22 protein-coding genes and 1 other annotated feature are annotated in these 25,117 nt (G+C 45.7%); of the genes, 14 read left to right on the top strand and 8 right to left on the bottom strand.

Translation table 11 applies throughout. The features are described 5' to 3' along the window. Positions 1–27 precede the first annotated feature (27 nt). The 7 genes from QOS07_RS01780 (at position 28) to QOS07_RS01810 (ending at position 8,249) form a co-directional block, all read left to right on the top strand. The gene (locus QOS07_RS01780; protein WP_283587290.1) at positions 28–1,632 is read left to right on the top strand and encodes a xylulokinase; all 1,605 of its coding nucleotides are present in this window, start codon (positions 28–30) and stop codon (positions 1,630–1,632) included. 12 nt (positions 1,633–1,644) lie between these two features. Then, positions 1,645–2,376: an L-ribulose-5-phosphate 4-epimerase gene (locus QOS07_RS01785; RefSeq protein ID WP_283587291.1), complete on the top strand. Its 732-nt coding sequence runs from the start codon at positions 1,645–1,647 to the stop codon at positions 2,374–2,376. Between the two features lie 81 nt (positions 2,377–2,457). Next, positions 2,458–3,540, top strand: a complete 1,083-nt coding sequence (locus QOS07_RS01790; protein WP_283587292.1) for a GntR family transcriptional regulator — start codon at positions 2,458–2,460, stop codon at positions 3,538–3,540. A gap of 320 nt (positions 3,541–3,860) precedes the next feature. Beyond that, entirely contained in the window at positions 3,861–5,219 is a 1,359-nt protein-coding gene (locus tag QOS07_RS01795; protein ID WP_283587293.1) for a sugar porter family MFS transporter, read from the top strand. A 377-nt stretch (positions 5,220–5,596) separates the two neighbouring features. Continuing rightward, positions 5,597–7,021, top strand: a complete 1,425-nt coding sequence (araA, locus tag QOS07_RS01800; RefSeq protein WP_283587294.1) for an L-arabinose isomerase — start codon at positions 5,597–5,599, stop codon at positions 7,019–7,021. 221 nt (positions 7,022–7,242) lie between these two features. Further along, positions 7,243–7,572 (top strand): hypothetical protein, encoded by a 330-nt coding sequence (locus tag QOS07_RS01805; protein WP_283587295.1) that lies wholly within the window; start codon positions 7,243–7,245, stop codon positions 7,570–7,572. 107 nt (positions 7,573–7,679) lie between these two features. Continuing rightward, complete coding sequence (locus QOS07_RS01810; RefSeq protein WP_283587296.1) at positions 7,680–8,249, top strand: sugar O-acetyltransferase; 570 nt, start codon at positions 7,680–7,682, stop codon at positions 8,247–8,249. A gap of 76 nt (positions 8,250–8,325) precedes the next feature. Here QOS07_RS01810 and QOS07_RS01815 read toward each other — a convergent pair whose 3' ends face one another. From QOS07_RS01815 to QOS07_RS01840, 6 genes are all read right to left on the bottom strand, one after another. Next, positions 8,326–9,168 carry an aldo/keto reductase gene (locus QOS07_RS01815; protein WP_283587297.1) on the bottom strand — a complete coding sequence of 281 codons (843 nt, stop codon included), beginning with the start codon at positions 9,166–9,168 and terminating at the stop codon, positions 8,326–8,328. Next, a complete protein-coding gene (locus QOS07_RS01820) occupies positions 9,168–10,253 on the bottom strand; it encodes a GntR family transcriptional regulator (RefSeq protein WP_283587298.1) in 1,086 nt (361 codons plus the stop codon). Before QOS07_RS01820 ends, QOS07_RS01815 begins: the two co-directional genes overlap by 1 nt. A 91-nt stretch (positions 10,254–10,344) precedes the next feature. Then, positions 10,345–10,836, bottom strand: coding sequence for a universal stress protein (locus QOS07_RS01825; protein WP_283587299.1), 492 nt, complete (start codon positions 10,834–10,836; stop codon positions 10,345–10,347). 65 nt (positions 10,837–10,901) lie between these two features. Continuing rightward, complete coding sequence (locus tag QOS07_RS01830; RefSeq protein WP_283587300.1) at positions 10,902–11,195, bottom strand: hypothetical protein; 294 nt, start codon at positions 11,193–11,195, stop codon at positions 10,902–10,904. A 291-nt stretch (positions 11,196–11,486) separates the two neighbouring features. Further along, positions 11,487–12,791, bottom strand: coding sequence for a replication-associated recombination protein A (locus QOS07_RS01835; RefSeq protein ID WP_283587336.1), 1,305 nt, complete (start codon positions 12,789–12,791; stop codon positions 11,487–11,489). Continuing rightward, positions 12,788–13,273, bottom strand: a complete 486-nt coding sequence (locus QOS07_RS01840) for a YueI family protein (protein ID WP_283587301.1) — start codon at positions 13,271–13,273, stop codon at positions 12,788–12,790. The genes QOS07_RS01835 and QOS07_RS01840 overlap by 4 nt, the downstream gene beginning before the upstream one ends. A gap of 92 nt (positions 13,274–13,365) precedes the next feature. Here QOS07_RS01840 and yaaA point away from each other — a divergent pair, with 92 nt between their 5' ends. Beyond that, complete coding sequence (gene yaaA / locus QOS07_RS01845) at positions 13,366–14,115, top strand: peroxide stress protein YaaA (RefSeq protein ID WP_283587302.1); 750 nt, start codon at positions 13,366–13,368, stop codon at positions 14,113–14,115. A 56-nt stretch (positions 14,116–14,171) separates the two neighbouring features. On the opposite strand, the gene rpsD is transcribed toward yaaA, so the two are convergent. Both rpsD and QOS07_RS01855 read right to left on the bottom strand, forming a co-directional pair. Beyond that, positions 14,172–14,777: a 30S ribosomal protein S4 gene (gene rpsD, locus QOS07_RS01850; protein WP_003715925.1), complete on the bottom strand. Its 606-nt coding sequence runs from the start codon at positions 14,775–14,777 to the stop codon at positions 14,172–14,174. Between the two features lie 186 nt (positions 14,778–14,963). After that, positions 14,964–15,431 carry a GAF domain-containing protein gene (locus tag QOS07_RS01855; protein ID WP_283587303.1) on the bottom strand — a complete coding sequence of 156 codons (468 nt, stop codon included), beginning with the start codon at positions 15,429–15,431 and terminating at the stop codon, positions 14,964–14,966. Positions 15,432–15,552: 121 nt separating this feature from the next. On the opposite strand from QOS07_RS01855, the gene ezrA reads away from it, so the two are divergent. The 6 genes from ezrA to QOS07_RS01885 all read left to right on the top strand — a co-directional run bounded on the left by ezrA (position 15,553) and on the right by QOS07_RS01885 (position 25,093). Next, positions 15,553–17,247 (top strand): septation ring formation regulator EzrA, encoded by a 1,695-nt coding sequence (ezrA, locus tag QOS07_RS01860; protein WP_283587304.1) that lies wholly within the window; start codon positions 15,553–15,555, stop codon positions 17,245–17,247. Between the two features lie 330 nt (positions 17,248–17,577). Then, positions 17,578–18,726 carry a cysteine desulfurase family protein gene (locus QOS07_RS01865; RefSeq protein WP_283587305.1) on the top strand — a complete coding sequence of 383 codons (1,149 nt, stop codon included), beginning with the start codon at positions 17,578–17,580 and terminating at the stop codon, positions 18,724–18,726. 25 nt (positions 18,727–18,751) lie between these two features. After that, positions 18,752–19,972 carry a tRNA uracil 4-sulfurtransferase ThiI gene (gene thiI / locus QOS07_RS01870; protein ID WP_283587306.1) on the top strand — a complete coding sequence of 407 codons (1,221 nt, stop codon included), beginning with the start codon at positions 18,752–18,754 and terminating at the stop codon, positions 19,970–19,972. 45 nt (positions 19,973–20,017) lie between these two features. Continuing rightward, positions 20,018–20,232 (top strand) — a binding site (T-box leader). A 90-nt stretch (positions 20,233–20,322) separates the two neighbouring features. After that, entirely contained in the window at positions 20,323–22,977 is a 2,655-nt protein-coding gene (locus QOS07_RS01875) for a valine--tRNA ligase (protein WP_283587307.1), read from the top strand. Between the two features lie 119 nt (positions 22,978–23,096). Then, positions 23,097–24,413, top strand: coding sequence for a bifunctional folylpolyglutamate synthase/dihydrofolate synthase (locus tag QOS07_RS01880; protein ID WP_283587308.1), 1,317 nt, complete (start codon positions 23,097–23,099; stop codon positions 24,411–24,413). Between the two features lie 50 nt (positions 24,414–24,463). After that, a complete protein-coding gene (locus QOS07_RS01885; RefSeq protein WP_283587309.1) occupies positions 24,464–25,093 on the top strand; it encodes a JAB domain-containing protein in 630 nt (209 codons plus the stop codon). Positions 25,094–25,117 lie beyond the last annotated feature (24 nt).

Raw genomic sequence — 25,117 nt, forward strand, 5'->3', positions numbered from 1 at the left:
GTTAAGTTTTTAAGGGAGGCTATTCCTGTGGATAAAAGTGCTATTAAGGACAAAATTGAAAGCGCCAACACTGCTTTAGGGATTGAATTAGGTTCAACCCGGATCAAGGCCGTGCTGGTTACTGATGACTACAAAGTGGTTGCCTCTGGTGACTTCGTTTGGGAAAACGAACTCCGGGACAACATTTGGACATACCCAATTGAAAAAGTATGGAAAGGGATCCAGACAAGTTATGCTAACTTAGCTGCTAGTGTAAATGAACAATATGGGCTCAAGTTGACCAAGATTGGTTCAATCGGTATCAGTGCGATGATGCACGGATACATGCCGTTTGATAAGGACGGTAACTTACTGGTTCCATTCCGGACTTGGCGGAACAACATTACCGGTGAAGCAGCAGATAAGCTGACGAAGTTGTTTGATTTTAATATTCCTGAACGGTGGAGTATTGCCCACCTTTACCAAGCCATCCTTAATAAGGAAGATCACGTAAAGGACATCGACTTCTTTACCACCCTGGATGGCTATGTAACTTGGAAGCTGTCAGGCAACAAGAATACTGGAATTGGTGATGCCTCCGGGATGTTCCCAATCGATGAAAATACGAAGACATATGACGAAAAGATGCTGGGCCAGTTTGCTAGTCTGCCTGAAGTGGCACAATTTGACTGGAACATTAAGGACCTCCTGCCAGAAGTCCTGCTTGCCGGCCAACCAGCTGGTAAGTTAACCGCTGAAGGGGCTAAGTTGTTGGACCCAAGTGGTCAACTTGAAGCTGGATCCTTGATTGCGCCTTCTGAAGGTGACGCCGGGACCGGGATGGTTGCCACAAACGCTGTTCGGAAGCGGACTGGTAATATTTCTGCTGGGACTTCTGCCTTCTCAATGGTGGTTCTGGACCAGAAATTAAATAAGGTTCACCGTGACATCGATATGGTTACGACACCAGATGGCGCACCAGTTGCGATGGTTCACACCAATAACTGCTCATCCGATATCAATGCTTGGGCAAGCGTCTTCAACCAATTTGCAAAGGTGCTCGGGGTTAACCTGTCACCAAATGAATTATACGAGAAGCTATTCGATGCCTCACTGACGGGGGACCAAGATGCTGGTGGGTTGGTCAACTTCTCCTACCTTTCTGGTGAAAACATCACCAAGGTTCAGGATGGCCGGCCAATGATGGTTCGGAAGCCAGACAGTCACTTTACCCTTGCCAACATCTTCAAGGTTCAGCTTTACTCTGCCTTTGCCCCACTGAAGATTGGGATGGATATCTTACTTCGGGAAGAACACATCCGGACTGATGTTTTGATTGCCCAAGGTGGACTCTTCAAGACGCCCGTGGTTGCACAACAGGCCCTTGCTGACGCTTTGAATACGCCAATTACCCTGATGAGCAACGCCGGTGAAGGTGGACCATGGGGGATGGCTGTCCTCGCCCTTTATGCCAGTGACAATAAGGGCAAGAACCTGGCGGACTACTTGGACGATGAAGTCTTTGTTGGTGCCGAAAGTGCTACCCTCTACCCAGAACCAGAAAGTGTTCAGGGCTACGAAAAGTTCATTGATAACTATAAGGAAGCTTTGCCAGCCGAAATCGAAGCCGGTAAGGACATGAAATTAAACTAAAGGAGAACAATAATGCTAGAAGAATTAAAACAAGAAGTTTATGAAGCCAACATGAAGCTGCCTAAGTTAGGTTTGGTTACCTTTACTTGGGGGAACGTTTCCGGGATTGACCGGGAAAAGGGACTTTTCGTTATTAAGCCATCCGGTGTTCCATACGAAGACCTGAAGCCATCTGACATGGTAGTTGTTAACTTAAAGGGTGAAGTTGTTGAAGGTGACATGAACCCATCCAGTGATACCCCAACCCACACCTACCTTTACAACCACTTCCCAAAGATCGGTGGGATCGTTCACACTCACTCCCCATGGGCCGTTTCATTTGCCGCTGCCCACATGGACATTCCAGCCATGAACACCACTCACGCAGATACCTTCTACACTGATGTACCTGCTGCGGATGCTTTGACCAAGGAAGAAATTGAAGAAGACTACGAAGGCAACACTGGTAAGGTAATCGTTCGTTCATTTAAGGAACGGGGATTAGACTACGAAGCAACGCCTGCCGCACTAGTAATGCAACACGGTCCATTTGCCTGGGGCCCAACTCCAGACAAGGCGGTTTACAACGCTAAGGTACTGGAAGTTGTTGCTGAAGAAGACTACCACACTCTTCAGTTGACTCGTGCCGACAACCATCTGCCACAGTACTTACTTGACAAGCACTACTACCGTAAGCATGGTAAGAATGCTTACTACGGCCAAAACAACGCCCACAGTAAGGACCATGCTAAGCGGGAAAACTAAAATTGTAATTAGGTAAATAGCAAAAGAGCGATGGGATAACAAGTGGGTTATACCATCGCTCTTTTATGTTAGGAGAAAATTATGGCAACGAAGTATGAAACAGTAAAAGAAAAGATCCGGAAAGTAATCAGTTCCGGTAAGTACAAACCAGGTGACCAGTTGCCTACTGAGTCGGCCTTAATGAATGAATACCATGTTAGCCGCTACACCATCCGTCGTGCAATGGGCGAATTAGAGAATGAACATTACATTTACCGGATCCAAGGGGGCGGGATGTTTGTTGAGGACTGGCAGGCAAACCACGAACAACCAGTTACCCAGAAGGTAGTGGGGGTAATCACCACCCACCTGGCCGACTACATCTTTCCTAGTATTATTAGCGGGATTGACAGGACGCTTTCCAGCCATGGCTATTCGATTCTCCTGGGGAATACCCATAATGACCATGAGCAAGAACGGCTTAGCTTACAGCGGATGCTGGACAGTAATGTCGATGGCTTGATTTTGGAACCCACCCAGAGTGCGCGTCCCAACCCTAACGAGGACCTTTACCGGCAAATCGAACAATCACATATCCCAGCAATGTTTATTGATGCTCACTATGACACGTCTTCGTTACCATATATTGATATTGCTGATCGGGAAACCGAATGGAAACTAGTTAATTGCTTGTTTAAGAAGGGACACCAACGGATCCTTGGTGTGTTTAAGATCGATGACTTGCAGGGGGTAGGACGCTTGCAGGGATACATGGACGCATACACGGAGCGCCCAGACTTGACCCTCGCAAGTGACGTGATCATGTACCAATCATCTGATGATATTGCCCGGATTTTTGATAAAATCGCCCAACACTTGCAGGGACCAGACCGACCAACGGCGATTGCCTGCTACAACGATGAGTTGGCAATCCAAGTGATGGATGTGGTCCGGTCCTTAGGAATGAAGATCCCGGATGATGTAAGCATTGTTGGTTTTGATGACTACCTGTTGAGTGCATACGTTTTGCCGGGATTGACCACGGCGGTTCACCCGAAGAATAAGATGGGGATGGATGCCGGAAACATGATCCTTAAGTTGATTAAGGGGGAAAAGGTTGAACCAATCGTTTACCACCCCGAAATTGTTGAACGAAAATCAGTCCGGAAAGTAACAAATAGTTAGCAGTCCGGACAAATACTATTTGATGCCTACTGGCTAAGCCATTAAAAAGATGGTAGCTAGTAGGCATTTTTGGTTATTTTTGTCTATTTATTACTAGTAAAGAAGGTGCGGTAAAAGCTTGAAATAGCAGGGCTAATGACCGCTTCCTTAAATTTATCCGGAAAAAAGTTTAAAATAATGTAATCGTTTTATTGATTTATTCGGACAAATATTCTATACTTACGTTGTAAGCGCTTGAAGGAAAACTTTTAAGTATTATCACATGTGGTTTTTAGGTTTTGAGGTTGTTATTTGTTGATAAAGTATAGGAGTGAACAAAATTGAAGAAGACTTCAAATGGTTTTATCTATACTTTTGGTGCGCTCGGTGGTTTACTATTCGGTTACGATATCGCTTCCGTTTCTGGTGCTATCCTGTTTATCCAAAAGCAATTGAGCTTAAACTCTTGGGAACAAGGGATGGTTGTTTCCTCAGTTCTGATTGGTGCGATTCTTGGTGCCCTCGGAACTAGTAAGTTCCTTGATAAGTATGGTCGTCGTAAGTTGTTAATTTGGGCCGCAATTATCTTTACAATTGGTGCCCTTGGTTCAGGATTCGCTCCAGAATACTGGACATTGCTTGTTACTCGTGTCATCTTGGGTATCGGTGTTGGTATTACTTCCGCATTGATTCCAGCATACCTTCACGAATTAGCGCCAAAGAGCATGCACGGTGCGGTTGCCACCATGTTCCAGCTGATGGTTATGATTGGTATCCTGTTGGCCTACATTTTGAACTACACGTTCCAAGGATTTTACACTGGTTGGCGTTGGATGTTAGGATTTGCTGCTTTACCTGCTATTATTCTTTTCTTCGGTGCACTCTTCCTTCCAGAAAGCCCACGTTTCTTAGTTAAGATTGGTAAGACCGACCAAGCCCGTGCAGTTCTGATGAACACTAACAAGGGTGATGAACAAGCGGTTAATACTGCTTTAACTGAAATTCAAGAATCTGCTAACCAAAAGCAGGGTGGTTGGAAAGAATTATTCGGTGCTGACGTTCGTCCAGCCCTCGTTACTGGTTTAGGTGCCGCTATTTTCCAACAAATTATTGGTTCTAACTCAGTTATTTTCTATGCACCAACGATCTTTACTAAAGTTGGTTGGGGTGTTGCTGCTGCTTTGCTGGCCCACATTGGTATTGGTATTGTTAACGTTATTGTTACCGTTGTTGCCATGCTGTTGATGGACCACGTTGACCGGAAGAAGATGCTGACTGTCGGTGCTGCCGGGATGGGTCTGTCACTCTTCGTAATGGCTACTATCCTGAAGTTGGACAGTGGATCACAAGCTGCCGCTTACGTAAGTGCCATTGCCTTGACTGTTTACATTGCCTTCTACGCATGTACTTGGGCTCCAATTACCTGGGTTTACATCGGTGAAGTCTTCCCATTAAACATTCGTGGTTTAGGTACTTCACTTTGTTCTGCTACGAACTGGCTGGCTGATATGGTTGTTTCCTTAACGTTCCCATCAATGTTAGCCGCATTCGATATCGCTAACACTTTCATCATCTACGGTGTCATCTGTGTAATTTGTATCATCTTTACTAACAAGTTCTTCCTTGAAACTCGTGGGAAGTCACTTGAAGAGATTGAAGCTTCAATGCGTAAGATGACTGCTGCTAAGAAGAAGGCTTAATATAAAAGCTCATAAGAGGCTGAGAATTAACTCAGCCTCTTTGTTGTTTTAAATACGTTATGCTGCAGTGTAGTAGTTGACCGGATTAGGTTGGCAAACCAGCTTTCGACATGGTACCAGTCTTTTGCACCACTACATTGGATGGTTAGAAGTCAATCAAGGTAAAGCCAGGATAAATATTGGTGACTTTAGTACTAATACCTGTCGAATGGTACACTGTAATGTTTGATTGACTGTTCAATTTATATGATTATTTTTTGTATTCTATGTTGATTTATCCGTATAAATTATATATAATATCAATGTAAGCGATTTAGTAGTGAGCTAATAAGATAGTTTACTGCGAATTCATTTAAGGAAAAGGAGATATAATTATTATGTTGAAAACTCCAGATTACGAATTTTGGTTTGCCGTTGGTAGTCAACCACTTTACGGTGAAGAAGCTCTGAAGCAAGTTGAAAAGGATGCCCGCAAGTTGGTAGATGGCCTGAATGCAAGTGGCAAGTTGCCATACAAGGTTGTATTCAAGCTGGTTGCAACGACTGCTGACAGCATTACGAAGTTCATGAAGGAAGTTAACTACAACGATAATGTTGCCGGGGTTATCACCTGGATGCACACGTTCTCACCTGCTAAGAACTGGATACGTGGTACTAAGTTACTGCAAAAGCCACTACTTCACCTGGCTACTCAAATGCTTGACCACATTCCATTTGACACTATTGACTTTGATTACATGAATTTGAACCAAAGTGCTCACGGTGACCGTGAATACGACTACATCAACGCTCGGATGGGTGTTCCTGACAAGATCGTTTACGGTTGGTGGAATGACCCAGAAGTTCAAGGCGAAATTGCCGACTGGGAAAAGGTTGCCGTTGGTTACAACGAAAGCTTCAACATTAAGATTGCTCGGTTCGGGGACACTATGCGTGATGTTGCCGTTACTGAAGGTGACAAGGTTGCTGCCCAAATCAAGCTTGGCTGGACCGTTGATTACTGGCCAGTAGCTGAATTGGTTGCTGCTGTTAACGCTGTTTCTGAAGACGACATTGATAAGGAATACAAGCGTCTGGAAGACAACTACGACATGGTTGAAGGCGACAACGACCATGATAAGTATGTTCACTCAGTTCGTTACCAACTTCGTGAATACCTTGGTATCAAGAACTTCCTTGACGAAAAGGGTTACGATGCATTTACCACTAACTTCCAAGACCTTGAAGGATTGGAACAACTGCCTGGCTTAGCTGTTCAATTATTGATGATTGATGGCTACGGCTTCGGTGCTGAAGGTGACTTCAAGTCTGCTGGTCTGTCTCGTCTGCTGAAGATCATTGCTGAAAACAAGCAAACTGCCTTCATGGAAGACTACACGCTGGACCTGCGGAAGGGTCACCAAGCAATCATGGGTTCACACATGTTGGAAGTTGACCCAACCTTAGCTTCAGACAAGCCACGGGTTGAAGTTCACCCACTGGACATTGGTGACAAGGCTGACCCAGCACGGTTAGTATTCACTGGTTCAGAGGGCGAAGGAATTGACATTACGTTGTCATACTTCGACGATGGTTACAAGTTCATTGCTTATGACGTTGATTGCGCAAAGCCTGAAAAGGAAATGCCACACCTGCCAGTTGCAAAGCAAATGTGGACACCAAAGTGCGGCTTGAAGAAGGGCGCTACTGCCTGGATGCGTAATGGTGGTGGTCACCACACCGTTCTTTCAATGAACCTGACGATGGACCAAATGGAAACGCTGGCTAAGTTATTCGGGATCGAATTAATCGATATCAAGTAATAGCAAGTAGCCTTTCACCCCTTATAAGAACACACGAGTTAGCAGAGAGTAGTTAAGCTCTTTCTAACATAAAAGCCCACTAGTATCCGGGAATCCGCTGGATACCAGTGGGTTTTTGAATTTTATCTGATAGAAGTTGTTAGTTCTATCGTGGAAACGCTTGCAAATTTGTCCGGATAATTGTAAAATAATACTAACAAATATTTCTGGAGGACGGGCAAGTGAAGTTTCGTAAATTAAAACCAGTTGAGACTGATAGTTTGCAAGATGGTGTTATCTACTACCGGCGCTGGACAAAGTTTGAAAAGGTATTTTCAGTAGTAGGAATCTTACTACTCTTTACTGGGGTTGGAATTATCTCTGACGCGATCCTTTTGGCGATGTACTTGTACTGTATGGATAAGGTTGATGTCTCACCAGTTGGTGAATCAGACAAGCGACTATTAATTAAAAAGCATGAATGGGACCACTACCGTCATGTTCACGGAATTGACTATTGGCACCAGCACCAACCACGGCGGGTAAAGTCGATGGTCGTAAGTCACCAGTAATGTGGTTAAAAGCGATTGAGAAGGGAGCAAGACCGAAGTCAGTGTTGGGCTTCATGGTCGGGCTCCCTTTTAGTTATCCAGAAGAATGGTAGTAAAGGGAGCACAAGATGAAAAGTGAAAAAGAAAAAATGCTCACGGGCGAGGTTTTTAAGGTTTATGATCCGCAACTGGTTGCAGAGCGGCAGCATGCACGAAAGTTAGTGCAGGAATTTAATAAACTTGGTGAAGGCAATCCCGCTAAAAGCACGGCGGTCATTAAACAATTATTTGGTCACGTTGGTAAGGGGTGCGAAGTTCATCCGCAGTTTCGTTGTGATTATGGTTATAACATTAACGTTGGCGATGACTTCTTTGCCAATTATGATTGTGTAATGCTTGACGTTAGCCCAATCCGGATTGGTGACCACTGTTTATTAGGACCGCGGGTACAGCTATATACGGTCAACCACCCATTGGATCCACAACTAAGAAGAAACGGTGCATATGGTCAAAGTTTTGATATTACGATTGGTAATGATGTGTGGATTGGCGGTGGGGCGGTGATATGCCCTGGAGTTACACTTGGCAACAATGTGATTGTTGGAGCGGGGAGCGTGGTTACTAAGTCATTTGGCGATAATGTTGTTATTGCCGGAAACCCCGCAAGAGTAATAAAGAAGAACCCTTACCAAGAATAGGGGTAAATAAGTGATAATACGTTGAATAAATAAGCCCGTTAGCGTTCGTCGATTGACTAACGTTAACGGGCTTTTGTTACCACTTCTTATTATATTCATAAACGAGTGCTGGCTCCTTACCGGTTCGGTGAAAGTCGTTTAACCCGTTAATTCTGGCCATTTCTTCGTCAGAAAGTTCAAAATCATAGATGTCCATGTTCTGCTTAATACGCGCCTCGTGGACGGACTTTGGGATAAAAGAGACACCACTTTGCAGGTGCCAACGGAGAACGACCTGTGCGGGGGACTTGTGGTGGTGTGCGCCAATTTCCCGTAGTACCGGGTTGTTGAGGATCGTCCCACGACCAAGTGGACTCCACGCCTGGGTAACAATGTGGTGGTCACGGTCAAACTTGACCAGTGGCGCTTGGTTTAACCGTGGGTGGCGTTCAATCTGGTTTACAACCGGCATCTCAGTCGCTTGGGTTGCTAAGTATTGCAAGTGGATCATTTGGAAATTGCTGACCCCGATTGACTTAGTAAGTCCCTGCTTTTTCAATTCTTGGAGTGCCGCCCAGCTGTCGAAGAAGGCCCGTTCGATTGGCCAGTGGATCATCAACAGGTTGACATAATCCAGCTGCAGCTTATGAAGGGAGTCCTTAACTGAGTCAATTGTTTGCTGGTAGCCTTGATTTTCTTCCGCCACCTTGGTAGTGACAAACAATTCCTCCCGGGGAACTTCCAGGTCGGTTAGCGCTTGCCCAACCTCTGCTTCATTTTTATATAACTGGGCAGTATCAAAGAGACAGTAGCCAGCACGGTAAGCGCTCGCTACCGCGGCAGAGATTGTTGACTGACCAGTTACCTTGTACAGGCCGAACCCTTCCTGGGGCATTTGCTGACCATCAGCAAGGGTGATTAAATTTGTTTTAGTGTTCACTATGGTTCCTCCTTAATTGAGCGGGTGGATGTTCCCTTAACCAGCGGGGCCGGGTAGGTAATTGATTCAACGGGCTCACCATTAATTAACTTAAGCATCATTTTCCCGGCATCTTCCCCGAGCTGCCGCTTAGGGTGGTTTGCGGTGGTCAGGGAAGGTTCTAGCGTTTGCGCTAATTCATAATTATCAAAGCCGACTACTGATACGTCACGTGGCACCTTAATTCCCTGCCGTTGCAAATGACCGATAATTGTCGTTGCTAAGTGGTCATTATAACAGGCGATTGCGGTTGGGTGATTGGCATTTTGGAAAACTTGGTCAACCCGTTGCAAAATGGCATTGATATTATCAGTTGACTGGTACATGATTAATTCACTATCGGTAACGGGGATTCCTGCCTCCTGGTAAGCACGGATCATACCCTGTTCACGGTCTGCACCCTGGCGGTCATCAATTTGAAAGATTCCAAGAATCCGGTGGTGTCCCAGGCTGAAGAGGTAGTTGACCAGGTTTCGTTCAGCCACTTCGTCTTCACCAAGCAGGCTAGGGAAGTCAACCTCCGGATAAGTAGCATGGAACAGAATAGTGGGAATCTGGTAGTCCTTAATTTGCTGGTAAAGGTCAAGGTTGGGGTTTGGGAGAGCACTCTGGGTGGGCTCAATTATTAACCCCGCAATCTTCAGGTCGAGCATGTTAAGCAAGGACTGCCGTTCACGGGTGTGATTATTAAGAGTGTTACCAACAATCAATGAGTAGCCCTTCTCAGAAAGGATACTATCAATGCCTGAAATGATTGGCGGGAAAATGTAGTCCGCCATATGAGTTGAAATAACGCCGATTAGCTTGTTGGTATCATCTGCTGACCAGTTTCGTTGCCAATCCTGGACAAACATTCCACCACCCTGAATCCGGTAAATGTAGTGTTCATTTTCGAGTTCACCAACAGCTCTTCTGATGGTGTAGCGAGAAACGTTAAACCGCTCCATTAGTTTGCTTTCGGTTGGTAGTTTTTCGTTAATTTGGTACTTTCCGTTGAGGATTTCTTTTCGCAATGTTTCCTTGACAAGCTCGTATTTTACTTCCACGCAGTGCCAGCCTCCTTTGATAACAAAAAATGCTTCATAAGTAAGGCGAACACCGAATTATGAAGCATTTAAATATTATTTTGCCTTAAGCTTAACGCTTGTTTTGTTTCTTAGGGTTTGTGATTAACTTGTTGTTTAAATCGGTCCGAACAACCAGAACATCACAGATAGCGGTCCGGGTAACGTATTCAGTAACGGAACCAATTAAAATCCGTTCAACCGCGTTTAACCCAGTAGCACCAATCATAATTAAATCCGCACCCATTTCCTTAGGAACGTCACGGGCAATGATTGTTTTTGGCGCACCGTATTCGATTGAGTAGCTGGCATTCTTGACGCCTTGTTCCTTGGCGTAATCAATGTACTTATCAAGCGTCTTCTTAGCTGTATCAGTAACTTGTTCAACCATTGAGGTATCAAAGCTTGAGATGTTTTGGAAAGCCCGGGTATCAACAACGTGGAGCAGCCGTAATTCTGCATCTTCCCCGTTACGCTTTGCAACGGCGACGGCCTTCTTGAAGGCTAATTCAGCTTCCGCAGATCCATCAACTGGGACCAAGATGTGTTTGTATGTTTGTGCCATAATAGTGCCTCCTTAAGCTTGTTTACCATTATTATACACTTTTACCGTCACCACGGTAAAGCATCTTAGTGATACTTTGAACGAAATTCACTAGTGATGGAAAAAGCCATCTGAGTTTCTAAAATACAACCAATGATGACCATGATGACAATAAAAGCAATACTATTTGTCCAGGCGGCAATAATTGTTACCACACCGATAACGGTCATAATGACGCCCCAGATTTTCAACTGACTAGCAATAAACTTGCTTGTGGTTGGGTCAAAAATCATGAAGGGTTTATGCAGGTGGGATAAGAAGAAGATCCCTTCAAAGAGGGCAATTAGGCCAAACAGGGTGACGAAAATAGGTAAAAGCATAGTGGTAAGTCCTTTGTTTAAAATTGAAGGGCTGCGGCGAAATGTCGCAACCCTTCATATGTACGAAAACTCCGTTAGTGCCGTTAATTGTCATTCAGTGTTGACCTGTATGTAAAAACAGGTGGGACACGGTTGTTCAGTCGCCAACTACCAAGTGAAAAGGCATGTTGTAGAAAAGAACATGACGCTAGTCCCAAAGTAAAAAGACTGTAAGGCAAACCTGCGTTTAGACAACGCGTACACCACAGAATTTTCAATTTTTATCTTAGCATTCTTTACCCAAATAGGCAATTATTTCGTCGGATGGTGTTGACCATTTAATGACTGTTTCTGTGCGCGGCGTAGTTGCCAATATTGGTTGCCAAGTGCTTGTTCAAAGCGGCCATTTTGTTTTGGCTGGTAATACTGTGCATCCTTAATGCGGTCAGGAAGGTACTGCTGGGCAACCCAATCCTGTGGATGATCATGAGGGAACTGGTAATCGATCCCGTGACCAAGCTTCTTGGCTCCCTTGTAATGGGCATCCTTGAGGTAGGCAGGAACGTCACCATAGCCACCTTGTTTAACCTGACCGATTGCTTTATCAACCGCCATGATGCCGGAATTCGATTTTGGTGAAAGGCATAGTTCAATCACTACGTCGGCCAGTGGAATCCGTGCTTCGGGGAAGCCAATTTGTTGTGCGGCCTGGACAGCCGTCACTGCTCGTTGGACCGCCGGCATATTAGCCAGGCCGATATCTTCGTAAGCAATTACCATCAGGCGCCGGGCAATCGAAGTTAGGTCGCCAGCCTCAATTAACCGGGCAAGGTAGTGGAGTGCCGCATCGACGTCCGAACCCCGGATTGATTTTTGAAAGGCGGAAATAACATCATAGTGGGCGTCACCATCCTTATCGGCAGTAAGTGCCTTTTTTTGGACGCTTTCTTCAATTACAGGAAGGGTTAAGTGGATTTTACCATCTGGACCCGGGTCAGTTGACTTGGCAGCAAGCTCGAGCCCGTTTAATGCGCTCCGCAAATCGCCATTTGTTGCTCGGGCAAGTTGCTCTTCCGCGTTTGCCTCAAGAACGATTGGCATCTTGCCAAGGCCACGCTTCTTATCAGTTAATGCCCGGGCGATCGCAACCTTGATGTCATCGATACTGAGTGGGTAGACCGGGAAAATTTGTGTCCGGCTACGAATTGCAGGATTAATGCTGATATACGGGTTCTCGGTTGTCGCACCGATTAAGATAATTCGGCCGCTTTCGAGGTGGGGGAGAAGGAAGTCTTGCTTTGACTTATCAAGACGGTGAATTTCATCAAGCAAGAGGATGACGGTACCACTCATCTTGGCCTCTTCTGCAACAATTTGGAGGTCCTTCTTGGTGTCGGTAGCGGCATTAAGTTTGCGGAAAGCATACTTAGTTGAACCAGCAATCGCACTGGCAATGCTGGTCTTACCCGTACCCGGCGGACCATACAGGATCATTGATGATAGCATTCGTGCCTTGACCATCCGTGAAATAATTTTTCCGGGTCCCACAAGGTGTTGCTGACCGACAACCTCATCGAGACTTTGTGGGCGCATCCGGTAAGCAAGTGGTTCCATTATTGTCCCTCCCGGTGAAAGAGTCGATGTAAAAATCCACCCTTCTTTTCTGTAGTAGTGGGCGTTCCGGTTGAACTGTCACCAGTAAACTGGGGATAGCGCTTTTTTACGTCAACGGGTGACTGGTAAACTGCACTTTTTCCTGCGACGACCACCGCTAGTGAATCGGCGTTAGTTTTAAACTCTGGTTCGGTTTTTAACGTAAAGGCTGCACCAGCCTTGGTGGCTGCCTGAATATAAGGGTGAATTTCTTCGTGGGGAAGGTTACCGTTGATGAAGACGAGGTTGCCAATTTTTTTATTAATTTCACTGGTTAGTGCTTCCGTCCAATTTTGTTCGCGCAATTCGGCCACACTGATAGTCAGGCACACCCGTTCACGAAAAGTACCGAGGTATTTACGCTGTTCATCGGGCTTGATTTTGGGGGTGCCATAAACGGTATTATCAAGTCGTTGTTCTACGGCTGTTTTTTTCTCTTCAGGCACAAATAATTCCTCCTTAAAAATAATAATGGTTTTATTGTAACATTAGAGTAAACAGAAAATCTTGTCAGACAACTCCAAGGAAGTGGGCTTTGATGAAAATTATTATTTCGCCAGCACGGACGATGACAGTTGATCTTGATTCGTTTCAGTACCAGGACTTACCGCAATTTATTGGGCAAACAAAGGAAATACTGGCGTGGATGCGGACACTGAACTATGAACAATTACACCATCTCTGGTGGAACTGCAGCAAACGACTGGCGGATAAAAATTACCGGTGGGTTCAGGAAATGGACCTGGAAAATAACTTAACGCCAGCGATTATCGCGTTTACGGGGTTACAATACCAACACATGGCACCAGATGTTTTTACGGATGCCGGCCTTAGATATATCCAACAAAATTTGCGAATCTTGTCTGGATTTTATGGCATATTACGACCTTTTGATGGGATTGTCCCTTACCGTCTGGGGATGGGGGACCGTGCAAACGTTGATGGGACCCACAACTTGTATGAACTTTGGGGCTCACGGTTAGCTGATGAGCTTTTTCGTGATGACCGTCTTGTCCTTGACCTAGCTTCGGCAGAATATGAAAAGGCAGTGAGTCCATACTTAACCGGCCACCGCCGCCTAGTTAAGTGCGTCTTTGGTGAGGTCGTTAACGGTAAGGTCAAGCAAAAGGCGACCCAGGCAAAGATGGCGAGAGGGACGATGGTCCGGTACCTGGCGGAAAATCAGGTTAGTGATCTTGCCGGGGTAAAGAAGTTCACAGTTGGCGGCTACCGGTTTCAACCAGACTTGTCGACTAGCAATTACTTAGCCTTTGCTTTGCAAAAGTAGTAAACAAAAAAGAGCCCGCACCAGCGGACTCTTTTTTGTTAAGTAACCACTTAAGATTACTTGTTGTAGAATTCAACGATAAGGGCTTCGTCGATATCTGCATCCATGTCTTCACGGGCAGGGATACGGTTCAACTTACCTTCAAGCTTGTCGGCATCGAAGTCAACGTATGAAGGACGTGAAACAACAGCGTCAACAGCGTTCTTGATGATGTCCAGGTTCTTGGACTTTTCACGAACACCGATTACTTGGTTAACGTCTACTTCGTATGAAGGAATGTCAACGCGCTTGCCATCAACAGTGATGTGACCGTGGTTAACCAGTTGACGAGCTTGACGACGGGTAGTAGCCAAACCTAAACGGTAAACCATGTTATCAAGACGACGTTCCAACAGGGCCATGAAGTTAGCACCGTGGGTACCTTCCTTGATCTTGCCGGCACGAACGAAGAGGTTAGCGAATTGACGTTCAGTCATTCCGTACATGAAACGCAGCTTTTGCTTTTCACGAAGTTGCGTACCATATTCAGAGAGCTTACCGTGACGATCACGACCGTGGTCACCAGGAGCGTATGGACGACGAGCTAATTCCTTACCAGTACCTGAAAGTGAAACGCCAAGACGACGTGATACACGCCAACTTGGACCAGTATAACGAGACATAAATGAATTCCTCCAATAATTTTTGTTGGAGTAAAATAATCCGATGTGAGCTTGACATTCGTGCAGGCTGATTTGAATTTTTCACCCTTGCAGCTGGGTTACTAAAAACACCATTTGGCACCAGTCTGTTGACGAGCTTGCCCCTCACTGCTGCATTATTTTACACAAGATCCAGAATACCATGTATTAAGCTGGTTCGTCAATGACTTTACTAATAATTTGGGCAACTTCTTTCATTGTGCGAACTAATTGCTGGTCAAACCGGTCTTTTACTGGCGCATCGAGGTCAAAAACACCAAATAACTCGCCACTTTTATCGGTTAAAGGAATAACCAGTTCCGACTTGGCGGCAGCGTCACAGGAAATGTAACCCGGAAACTGGGTAACATCAGGAACCACCTGTGGTTGAACTTCTTTTGCGGCTACCCCACAAACGCCATGGCCGAGCGGGATATGCATGCAGGCAACCTGTCCTTGGAACGGGCCGAGATAAAGTTCATCATGCTCGTGATCATATAGGTAGAACCCTACCCAGTTGAGATTGGTAACGGTTTGGTTAACCAGTGCACTTGCATTGGCAAGGACTGTGATGGGATTTTTCTCACCCGTTAGCAGTGCATTTAACTGGTCACTGATTAAATGGTAATTTTCCATAATTTTGCCTCCCTTAAATAAGCACCGGCAAGTGCTAGTGACTATGTTATAATTTTAATTAAGAAGCTTATGACCGGTGATGGTTCTTGTCAACCGGTTAAATGATTAGGTGGGGTAATTAATGTTTCAAATTTTAATTGCAGTTTTAATAATTGTCTTAGTACTTTTAATCGTGGTCGTTTGGTTCCAGCGGCGAGCATTAAAAGAAATTAACGAATTAAAGTCCGTTAGTGATGAATTAACGAAGAAAAATCTGAGCAGCCAGCTAGCAGCTGCAAGCAAGATGCAACTAATCGGCGAGTCAAAAGAAGAACTTGCTAACTTGCAAAAAAAATATGATGACAAGGTAGCGCCAGCAATTAAAAAGTTGCCACAACAGGGTGATGAATTATTAGCTGCTGCTAGGTCTAGCCAATTGCTGACCATCAATTCTGCTATTAATGACTACCGTGAAGCCATTGGTAACACTAGTGAGCAGGTAAATAAGATTCAGCAGGCACTGCAAAAGCTGCAGCAGCAAGAAAAAAGGCACCATCAAGCAGTCGACCAGATTGAAAAACGCTACCGCCACTTCCACCAAAAGTTAGACGATAAGAGTTTTGAATATGGCGACACGGTTAAGGAGTTAAACGAACGCTTAACCAAGTTAGAGCAACGATATGCGAAGTTTGTTGACCTTACCCACAAAGGTGACCTCGAAGCCGCACAAGAAATCTTAAATGAACTGCAAACCGATAATGATCATTTTGCCCACTTACTAGAAGTAATTCCGAAGTTGTACCGGCCATTAGTCACCGAATTCCCTGACCAGCTTTCTGAATTAAAGAGTGGTTACCAGACGCTAACCAACCAGCATTACAACTTTACTGAAAAAGATTTAGATAAAAAGATTGAACAGCTGCAAGAAAAGCTACGGCAAACCGTTAAGCAATTAAATGATTTACAGGTCGATGTTGTTAAGCAGTCTAATAAGGACCTTAGTGAAGAGATTGATAACTTATACGGCGTAATGCAAAAGGAAATTGATGCAAAGCCGGAAGCCCTTCACCTAATGAAGACGATGAGTGAATTCATTCCACACGCTCGGCGGCAAAATAGTGAATTAACGGCTGAATTAAAGCGACTTAACCTTAGCTATACGTTTAATAATAATGAAATTGAGTCCGCCCGGCGCCTTGACGAACAGATTAAGTCAATTGATAAGGATTACCAGCGGGATGCAAAGGCGGTTAAGGAACATACCGTAATCTTCAGTCAGGTAATTGAGGTTGAAAAGGCAAACCAAAAAGAGCTAACTGCAATTGAAGAGAAGCAGAAGAAAATCAACGATGAGGTTGCAAAACTGCAGACTGATGAACTTCGTGCCCGGAAGATGCTCCAACGGTACTCCGTTGATATTCGGACAATTAAGCGGCAAGTTGAGCAACTAAACTTACCGGGAGTTTCGCAAGACTACATTGATTACTTCATGGGTGTAACGGATGAGATTAAGAAATTATCCGCCGAACTCCACCAGTATAAGATCAACATGGATGATGTTACTAAGCAATTGATCATGGTTGAAGCGGACCTTGAAACGCTGCGGGAAAAGACAAATGACCTTCGTGATAGTGCAGAACTGACGGAACGCCTTCTTCAATATGCTAACCGTTTTGCGGATAATGAAAGAATCGAAAAGGCCGCCACTGAGTCACGACAATTGTTCAGTGACTATAAGTATGCAAAGAGCCTTGAAAAGATTGGGACCGCCCTTGAGGAGGTTGAACCAGGTTCATTTAAACGGATTGAAGATAGCTACTATAATGAAGATAATTAAATAGTTGACGGTCGGGACTGTGACAAAACTCGGTTTTGCCACAATCCCTTTGTTTTTTAGCTCCGAATATTACAGAGATATCGCGTGCTACACCCCCAGCGCCTTAGTGTCTAGCTGCGGACAATTGCTAGCCCGTTCCGTGCTAACGATCGCCCTATGCTAGCCATACCAGATAGGCTAGCTTCGCGTCGCAGGCCCTAACCGGGGTTGTGTCACAGCTCCGGTCTTTGTTATAATATGAAGTTGCTTTAAGAAAGCGTCGAACCATTTTCCTGCCGGCAAGGAGCCGGTTGATGACCGTCAGATGAAATTATCAGAGGAGCAAGAGCGATGATCTATTTTGATAATAGCGCGACAACACAGATTTCGCCGGAAGTACTAGCTACCTATGACACGGTAAGCAAGAAGATCTGGGGGAATCCCAGCAGCCTGCATAACTTCGGTGAAGAAGCGTGGAATCTATTAGAACAAGCCCGGCAGCAAATTGCCAAGCTGGTAGGCGTAAAGCCAAGTGAAATCATCTTTACTAGTGGCGGCTCAGAAGGTGATAACTGGGTGATTAAGGGAACCGCCATGGCTAAGCGACGGTTCGGTAAGCATATTATTACCACGTCGGTTGAACACGCTGCTGTTCGTAACTCAATGGCACAGTTAGAAGAACTGGGCTTTGATGTGACCTACCTTCCAGTTGATAAAGAAGGACGGATTAACCCGGCAGATGTTAAGGCTGCTCTTCGTCCAGACACAATCTTAGTTTCAATTATGGCTGTTAATAATGAGATTGGGACGATCCAACCCATTAAGGAAGTGGGGGAAATATTAAAGGATTACCCAAACATCCACTACATGGTTGATGCCGTTCAGGCAATTGGCAAGGGAATTGATGACATTGTCTTCAGTGACCGGGTCGACTTTGCAACCTTCTCAGGGCACAAATTTCATGCACCACGGGGGACCGGCTTTGTTTACGTGAAGAGCGGTCGAAAGCTTGAGCCACTGGTTGCTGGTGGTGGCCAGGAGCGGACAATGCGGAGTGGAACCGAAAATACACCCGGGGATGTCGCCATGGCCCGGGCAATCCGTCTGGTGAAAGAAAATGAAGCGACGACGGTTAAGACGGAGCAAGCAATTAAGGAAAAAATCTATGACTACCTTCAGCAGTTTGACCACGTGAAGATTTTCTCTGGTCGTCAGGAGGGCTTTGCACCTCATGTGCTTTGCTTTGCGATTGTTGGTGTTCGTGGTGAAACCATTGTTCACGCTTTTGAGGAAAAGGGTATCTATATTTCAACAACCAGCGCATGTTCTTCAAAGAAGCATGCTGAAGCAGGTACTCTAGCTGCAATGAAGGTACCCGAAAACGAAGCGACGAGTGCTGTTCGAATCAGCCTTGGCGATCAGAACACGTTAGAAGAAGCGGATGAATTCAACCGTGTCTTTGACGAATTATACGCGGGCTTCAAGAAAATTATTGATTAAGGAGTAGACGGAAGGAGGAAAATACTTGCAATACACTGAAATTATGGTGCGGTACGGTGAACTTTCCACCAAGGGTCATAATAAAAAATCATTTATTGACCGCCTTGGTGACAATGTTCGTCACGCCCTCCACAAATTTGACCAGGTAAAGGTTCACGCACAGCAGGACCGGCTTCATGTTGAATTAAATGGGGCTAACTATGATGAGGTAATGAAGCACCTCAAGGATGTATTTGGTATTCAAAATTTTTCACCATCGATCAAGGTGGAAAAAAACTTTGCCGCGGTTGCAAAGGCGGCGGAAGAAATGGTCGAAGAGCAAGTGAAGGAACCAGTTACCTTTAAAATTGAAACCAAGCGCTCAGACCACAAATTCCCAATTGACACCTTTGAAATGAACGATAAGCTTGGTGGTGACTTGCTAACCAAGTTCCCGGACAAGTTAAAAGTTGATGTTCACCACCCGGACTTAACTATCCGGGTCGAGATCCGGCTTAATGGGATCTACTTATCCAGTGAAACAATCAAGGGGGCAGGTGGTCTCCCGGTCGGCACCGCCGGTAAGGGAATGATGATGCTCTCCGGAGGAATTGATTCACCAGTTGCCGCCTACTTAGGGATGAAACGTGGTGTCTCCATGGAGATGGTTCACTTCTTCAGTCCTCCGTACACTAGTCCGCAGGCTTTGGCTAAGGCTAAGCAGCTAACCGAAAAGCTAGCCAAGTATTCAGGAAGCATTAAGTTCATTGAGGTGCCATTTACTGAAATTCAGGAAACGGTTAAGGAAAAGGTGCCTGAAGGTTACCTGATGACGATCCAGCGGCGGATGATGCTGCGATTGGCAACGGCCATCATGGAAAAACGGCATGGCCTGGCAATCTTTAATGGTGAATCGCTTGGTCAGGTAGCATCACAAACAATGGAAAGCATGTTGGCAATTGAAGATGTAACAAACTATCCAGTCTTACGGCCAGTCCTCTCTTATGACAAGACCGAAATCATCAAGATTGCTGAAGAAATCGGCACTTATGACCTGTCAATCTTGCCATACGAGGACTGCTGCACCGTCTTTACACCACCGTCGCCAAAGACCAAGCCAAGCGTAAAGAAGGCGCGGCTTTATGAAAAGCACCTTGATATTGATGTCCTGATTCAACGTTCGCTTGACGGGATCAAGATTACCAACATCCACCCAGGTGAAGATTTCCTGAACCAGAATGAAGACGTTTTTGCAGAATTACTTTAAAATCTCTGCTTGACGTTAGGGAATTATTTAGCTATCATACAAGCATAATAAGCAATGACCGAAATAGTAGTGGATTAAGCAGTGTCCAGGGAGGGCCGTTAATTGAGAAGGCCTCGCTGTTAATTCGTGAATGTAGCTCGGGAGCTGACTGGCTGAACGTTTAGTAGGCTGGTCCGGTTCATTACCGTTACTAAATGATTGAGCGGGGTAGCCAGGTGGCTATCCAATTTAGGTGGTAACGCGAGCAAGTCGTCCTATCAGAGATGGTAGGACGACTTTTTTATTCGTCTCGTCAGTGCTTACGAAATGAGATAAGTTTTAGAAGAGAAAGTGAAAGGAGCGGTTATACAATGGCAGAAAAAGATATGTCAACTAAGTATGATCCAACAGCTGTTGAAGCTGGTCGTTACCAATGGTGGATTGACCAGGGCCTCTTCAAACCAAGTGGTGATAAGCAGGCCCACCCGTACTCAATCGTTATTCCACCGCCGAATGTTACGGGGAAACTGCACCTTGGTCACGCCTGGGATACAACCTTGCAGGATATCATTATCCGTCAAAAGCGGATGCAGGGTTATGACGTGCTGTGGATTCCTGGAATGGACCACGCCGGGATTGCTACCCAGGCAAAGGTTGAAGCGCGGTTACGCGAACAGGGTATCTCCCGTTATGACCTTGGCCGGGAAAAGTTTGTCCAACAGGTGTGGGACTGGAAGGATGAATATGCCGATATTATCCACAAGCAATGGGCTAAGATGGGGATCTCCGTTGATTATGACCGTGAACGGTTCACACTGGATGAGGGGTTAAACAAGGCGGTACGGAAGGTCTTTGTTGAACTTTACAAGAAGGGCCTGATTTACCGGGGAACTTACATTATCAACTGGGACCCACAAGCACGGACCGCTCTTTCTGATATCGAAGTTGTCCACAAGGATGACAAGGGTGCCTTTTACCATGTTAAGTACCCATTCACTGATGGCACCACTTTCCACGGTAAGGACTATATTGAAATCGCCACTACCCGGCCTGAAACCATGTTTGGTGATGAAGCTGTTGCGGTTCACCCTGATGATGAACGGTACAAGGAACTGATCGGTAAGAAGGTCAAGGTTCCACTGGTTAACCGTGAAATTGAAATCATCGCTGACAGTTACGTAACGCCTGACTTTGGTACTGGGATGGTTAAGATTACCCCTGCCCATGACCCGAACGACTTTAAGGTTGGTAAGCGCCACAACTTACCAGAACTGAACACAATGAACGAAGACGCCTCAATGAACGAAAATGCCGGTAAGTATGAAGGAATGGACCGGTTTGAAGCACGGAAGGCGATCGTGAAGGACCTGGAAGACCAAGGCTACATGCTAAAGGTTGTTCCAATTGTTCACTCTGTTGGTCACTCTGAACGGACCGGTGTTCAAGTTGAAGCTCGTTTGTCTACCCAGTGGTTTGTTAAGATGAAGCCACTGGCCGAAATGGCATTAAAGAACCAAAAGACTGACGACCGGGTTAACTTCGTCCCTGAACGGTTTGAGCATACCTTTACCCAGTGGATGGAGAACATTCATGACTGGGTTATTTCCCGGCAACTCTGGTGGGGACACCGGATCCCGGCTTGGTACAATAAGCAGACCGGGGAAGTTTACGTTGGAATGGAAGCACCAAAAGACGCTGAAAACTGGGAACAAGATAGTGATGTCTTAGATACTTGGTTCTCCAGTGCCCTATGGCCATTCTCAACGATGGGCTGGCCAGATACCGATGCAGCTGACTTTAAGCGCTACTTCCCAACCAATACCCTGGTTACCGGTTATGACATTATCTTCTTCTGGGTTTCCCGGATGATCTTCCAATCACTGGAATTCACTGGCAAGGCTCCATTCAAGAATGTTCTTCTTCACGGTTTAATTCGTGATGAACAAGGGCGGAAGATGAGTAAGTCCCTTGGTAACGGGATTGACCCAATGGACGTTATTAAGAAGTATGGTGTTGATGCTTTACGGTGGTTCCTGATTACTGGTTCAACTCCAGGTCAAGATATCCGTTTCTCTTACACGAAGATGGATGCCGCTTGGAACTTCATTAACAAGATTTGGAATGCTAGCCGGTACGTAATCATGAACCTTGGCGAGATGTCGGCACCAGTTCTGCCTGCTAAGGATAAGTGGGACCTTTCCGACCGCTGGATTCTCAGCCGGTTGAATGCCACCATTAAGCAGGTTAATGAAATGTCAGAGAAGTTTGAATTCGGTGAAGTCGGTCGTGCCCTGTACAACTTCATCTGGAATGACTTCTGTGACTGGTACATTGAAATGACCAAGGAAAAGCTGAACAACGGGACAGATGAAGAAAAGGCCAACACCAAGAACATCTTGGGTTACGTCCTGGATCAAACCCTGAAGTTGCTCCACCCAATCATGCCATTTGTCACTGAAAAGCTGTGGCAATCAATGCCACACGAAGGCAAGTCAATCATGATTGCCAAGTACCCAGTGGTTAATGCGGACCTGGATGATCCAGCAGCAACTGAACAGATGGACAGCTTAATTGAAATGATCAAGGCTGTTCGGACAATCCGGAATGAAGCTAATGCACCAATGTCAAAGCCGGTTGATATCCTGGTCAAGACTAAGGATGACCACTTGAAGGAGATGCTGAATGCTAACCGCGACTACATTGACCGCTTCTGCCACCCAGCTGACCTGCAGATTGCAGCCGATGTGGAAGCACCTAAGTTGGCAATGTCCAGCATCCTGGCAGGGGCCGAGGTCTTCATCCCAATGGCTGAACTGGTGGACCTAGATGAAGAAAAGGCCAAGATGGAAAAAGAAATCGCTAAGTTGCAAAAGGAAGTTGACCGTTCCAACAAGAAGCTTGGTAACAAGAAGTTTGTTGAAAATGCGCCAGAAAAGGTGGTTGAAGCTGAAAAGCAAAAGGCTGTTGAATGGCAAGAAAAGCTTGCGGCAGCCAAGGACCGTCTTACTTCACTGGAAAATGCTTAATAAATGAATCGGGAACATAACTAAAGTTCCGCTGAGCACAAAACGAGGTCCGGAGTTTGGCTTTGCCAGGCTGTGGGCCTCGTTTGCATACCGCGTTATCAAGTTAAAGGAGCAAGAAAATGATTTCGACGTATGAAGAAGCATTAAATTTTATTCACGGCCGGACTAAGTTTAAGAAGATTCCAACCTTAAAACGGATGCGCCGCTTTTTAGCTGAATTAGGGAACCCACAGGATGGCCTTCGCTATATTCACGTAACGGGGACGAATGGCAAGGGGTCGGCAGTTGCCATGATGCGGTCGATGCTGTTAGCAAGCGGCCTTGACGTGGGAAGCTTTACCTCACCATTTATTACCCGCTTTAACGAACGAATTGAGTATAATGCCAAGCAGATCAGTGATGAGGACCTGGTCCGGTTAACTAACCGGGTAGCAAAGGTAGTAGCCAAACTTGACCAGGAATTGCCAGAAGGCGGGCCAACCGAATTCGAAATTGATACAGCCATTATGTTTTGCTACATGGCCGAAAAGAAACCGGATGTAGTATTACTGGAAGTGGGAATTGGCGGTCTGTTTGACTCAACCAACGTCATCATTCCGGCGGTGAGTGTGATTACAACCGTTGGCTGGGACCACATGAAGTACCTAGGTAACACATTGGCAGAGATTGCTCAGCAAAAAGCGGGAATTATCAAGGATGGAAAGCCGGTTGTAATCGGCAACCTCCCGGAAAGCGCTGAACGGGTTGTCCGTTCAACGGCTGCTAAGCTGAATTCAACCGTGTATGCGCTGGGGGATGATTTTAAGATTAGCAAAGAAAAGTCCCACCACTTTTATGCCGAAATTAAGTACCAGGGACCAGGGCTGCCTAATTTTTGCTGCCAATTAGGCCTGGGTGGTGACTACCAGGTGGAAAATGCCGGAGTTGCATTAATGGCTACCCAGCAATTCCTTAATAGTTTGCACCTGCCCGTCGACCGGACGGCACTGAAAAAGGGACTTGCTAGCACCTGTTGGCCTGGACGTTTGGAAGTTGTCAATGATTCGCCACTTGTTTTACTAGATGGTGCCCATAATCTGCCGGGGGTTCAGGCATTGGTCAAGACGATTAAGGACGACTTCAGTGACCGGGATGTTTATTTGCTCGTCGCAATTTTGGCCGATAAGCAGTATGATTTGATGCTCGGCGAATTAGCCAGTCTGGGCAATGTCCATATCACAGTCACCCACTTTGCCGGCCCCGGCCCCAAGCGACCAAGTGCAGACCTGGCCACCGTCGCAAAGGAGGTTCCGGCACGCTACCCAATTCAGGTTAATGAGCAGTGGCAGTTGGCCTTCCAAGAGATTGCCAGTCAGCTCAGCAGTGAAGATGTAATGATTGTGACCGGGTCACTGTACTTTATTTCAGAAGTTCGACATTTATTTAGTGACAATTAAGAATTTTGCCGTATTTATTATTTAGACCGAAAAATAGGAGAATGATAAAGATGGCAAAAGCAATAAGTGAAGAGTACCTCGACTTATTAGTACGGAGTATCCCTGCTGATACAATTGAACGCGGTGAAGAGCTTTTCTTAAAATTCTGGGAATGTTTTCCAACGCCGCTAAGTGTAAAACAGATGACAAAAGAGGAACGAGAAACAGTATTAAGCTGGGGGCCGGAAATGCGGTCCCTAATTGCGGGAATTGAACTTGGACAGCTGGTTGCCCGCAGTCACCATGAGCTTTGCGGGCATGCTTACTCTAGTCACGTTCTTGGTAAGGAAATGATTGATCATTTTTGCCAAGAAGAGCAGGAATGTGTGGCAATTGCGTTTACTGACGTTCATAATGACATCATTGACATTACAACCTTATTCCGCGGTGGTCGGAGTGAGTGTATGCTCTATCCGGACCGCATTTTTGCTGCCGCTCTTCGCCGATCGGCAACCGGGATTGTGATGGTTCATAACCATCCATCGGGGGATGTTCAGCCATCGCCACAGGATAACAGCTTTGCTAAACGGCTAGAACACGGCTGCCAGGTGCTGGGTTTGCAGATGTTAGATTTTTTAATCGTTGGTCAGGACCGTTATTATAGTTGGCGGGAGGAACAGCAGGTAAACGGTGAAAGGTAAAGAAAAGTTTAATTTATCCGTGTA

Origin of the sequence: Limosilactobacillus viscerum (assembly GCF_947387525.1) — a bacterium.
Lineage (GTDB): Bacteria > Bacillota > Bacilli > Lactobacillales > Lactobacillaceae > Limosilactobacillus > Limosilactobacillus viscerum.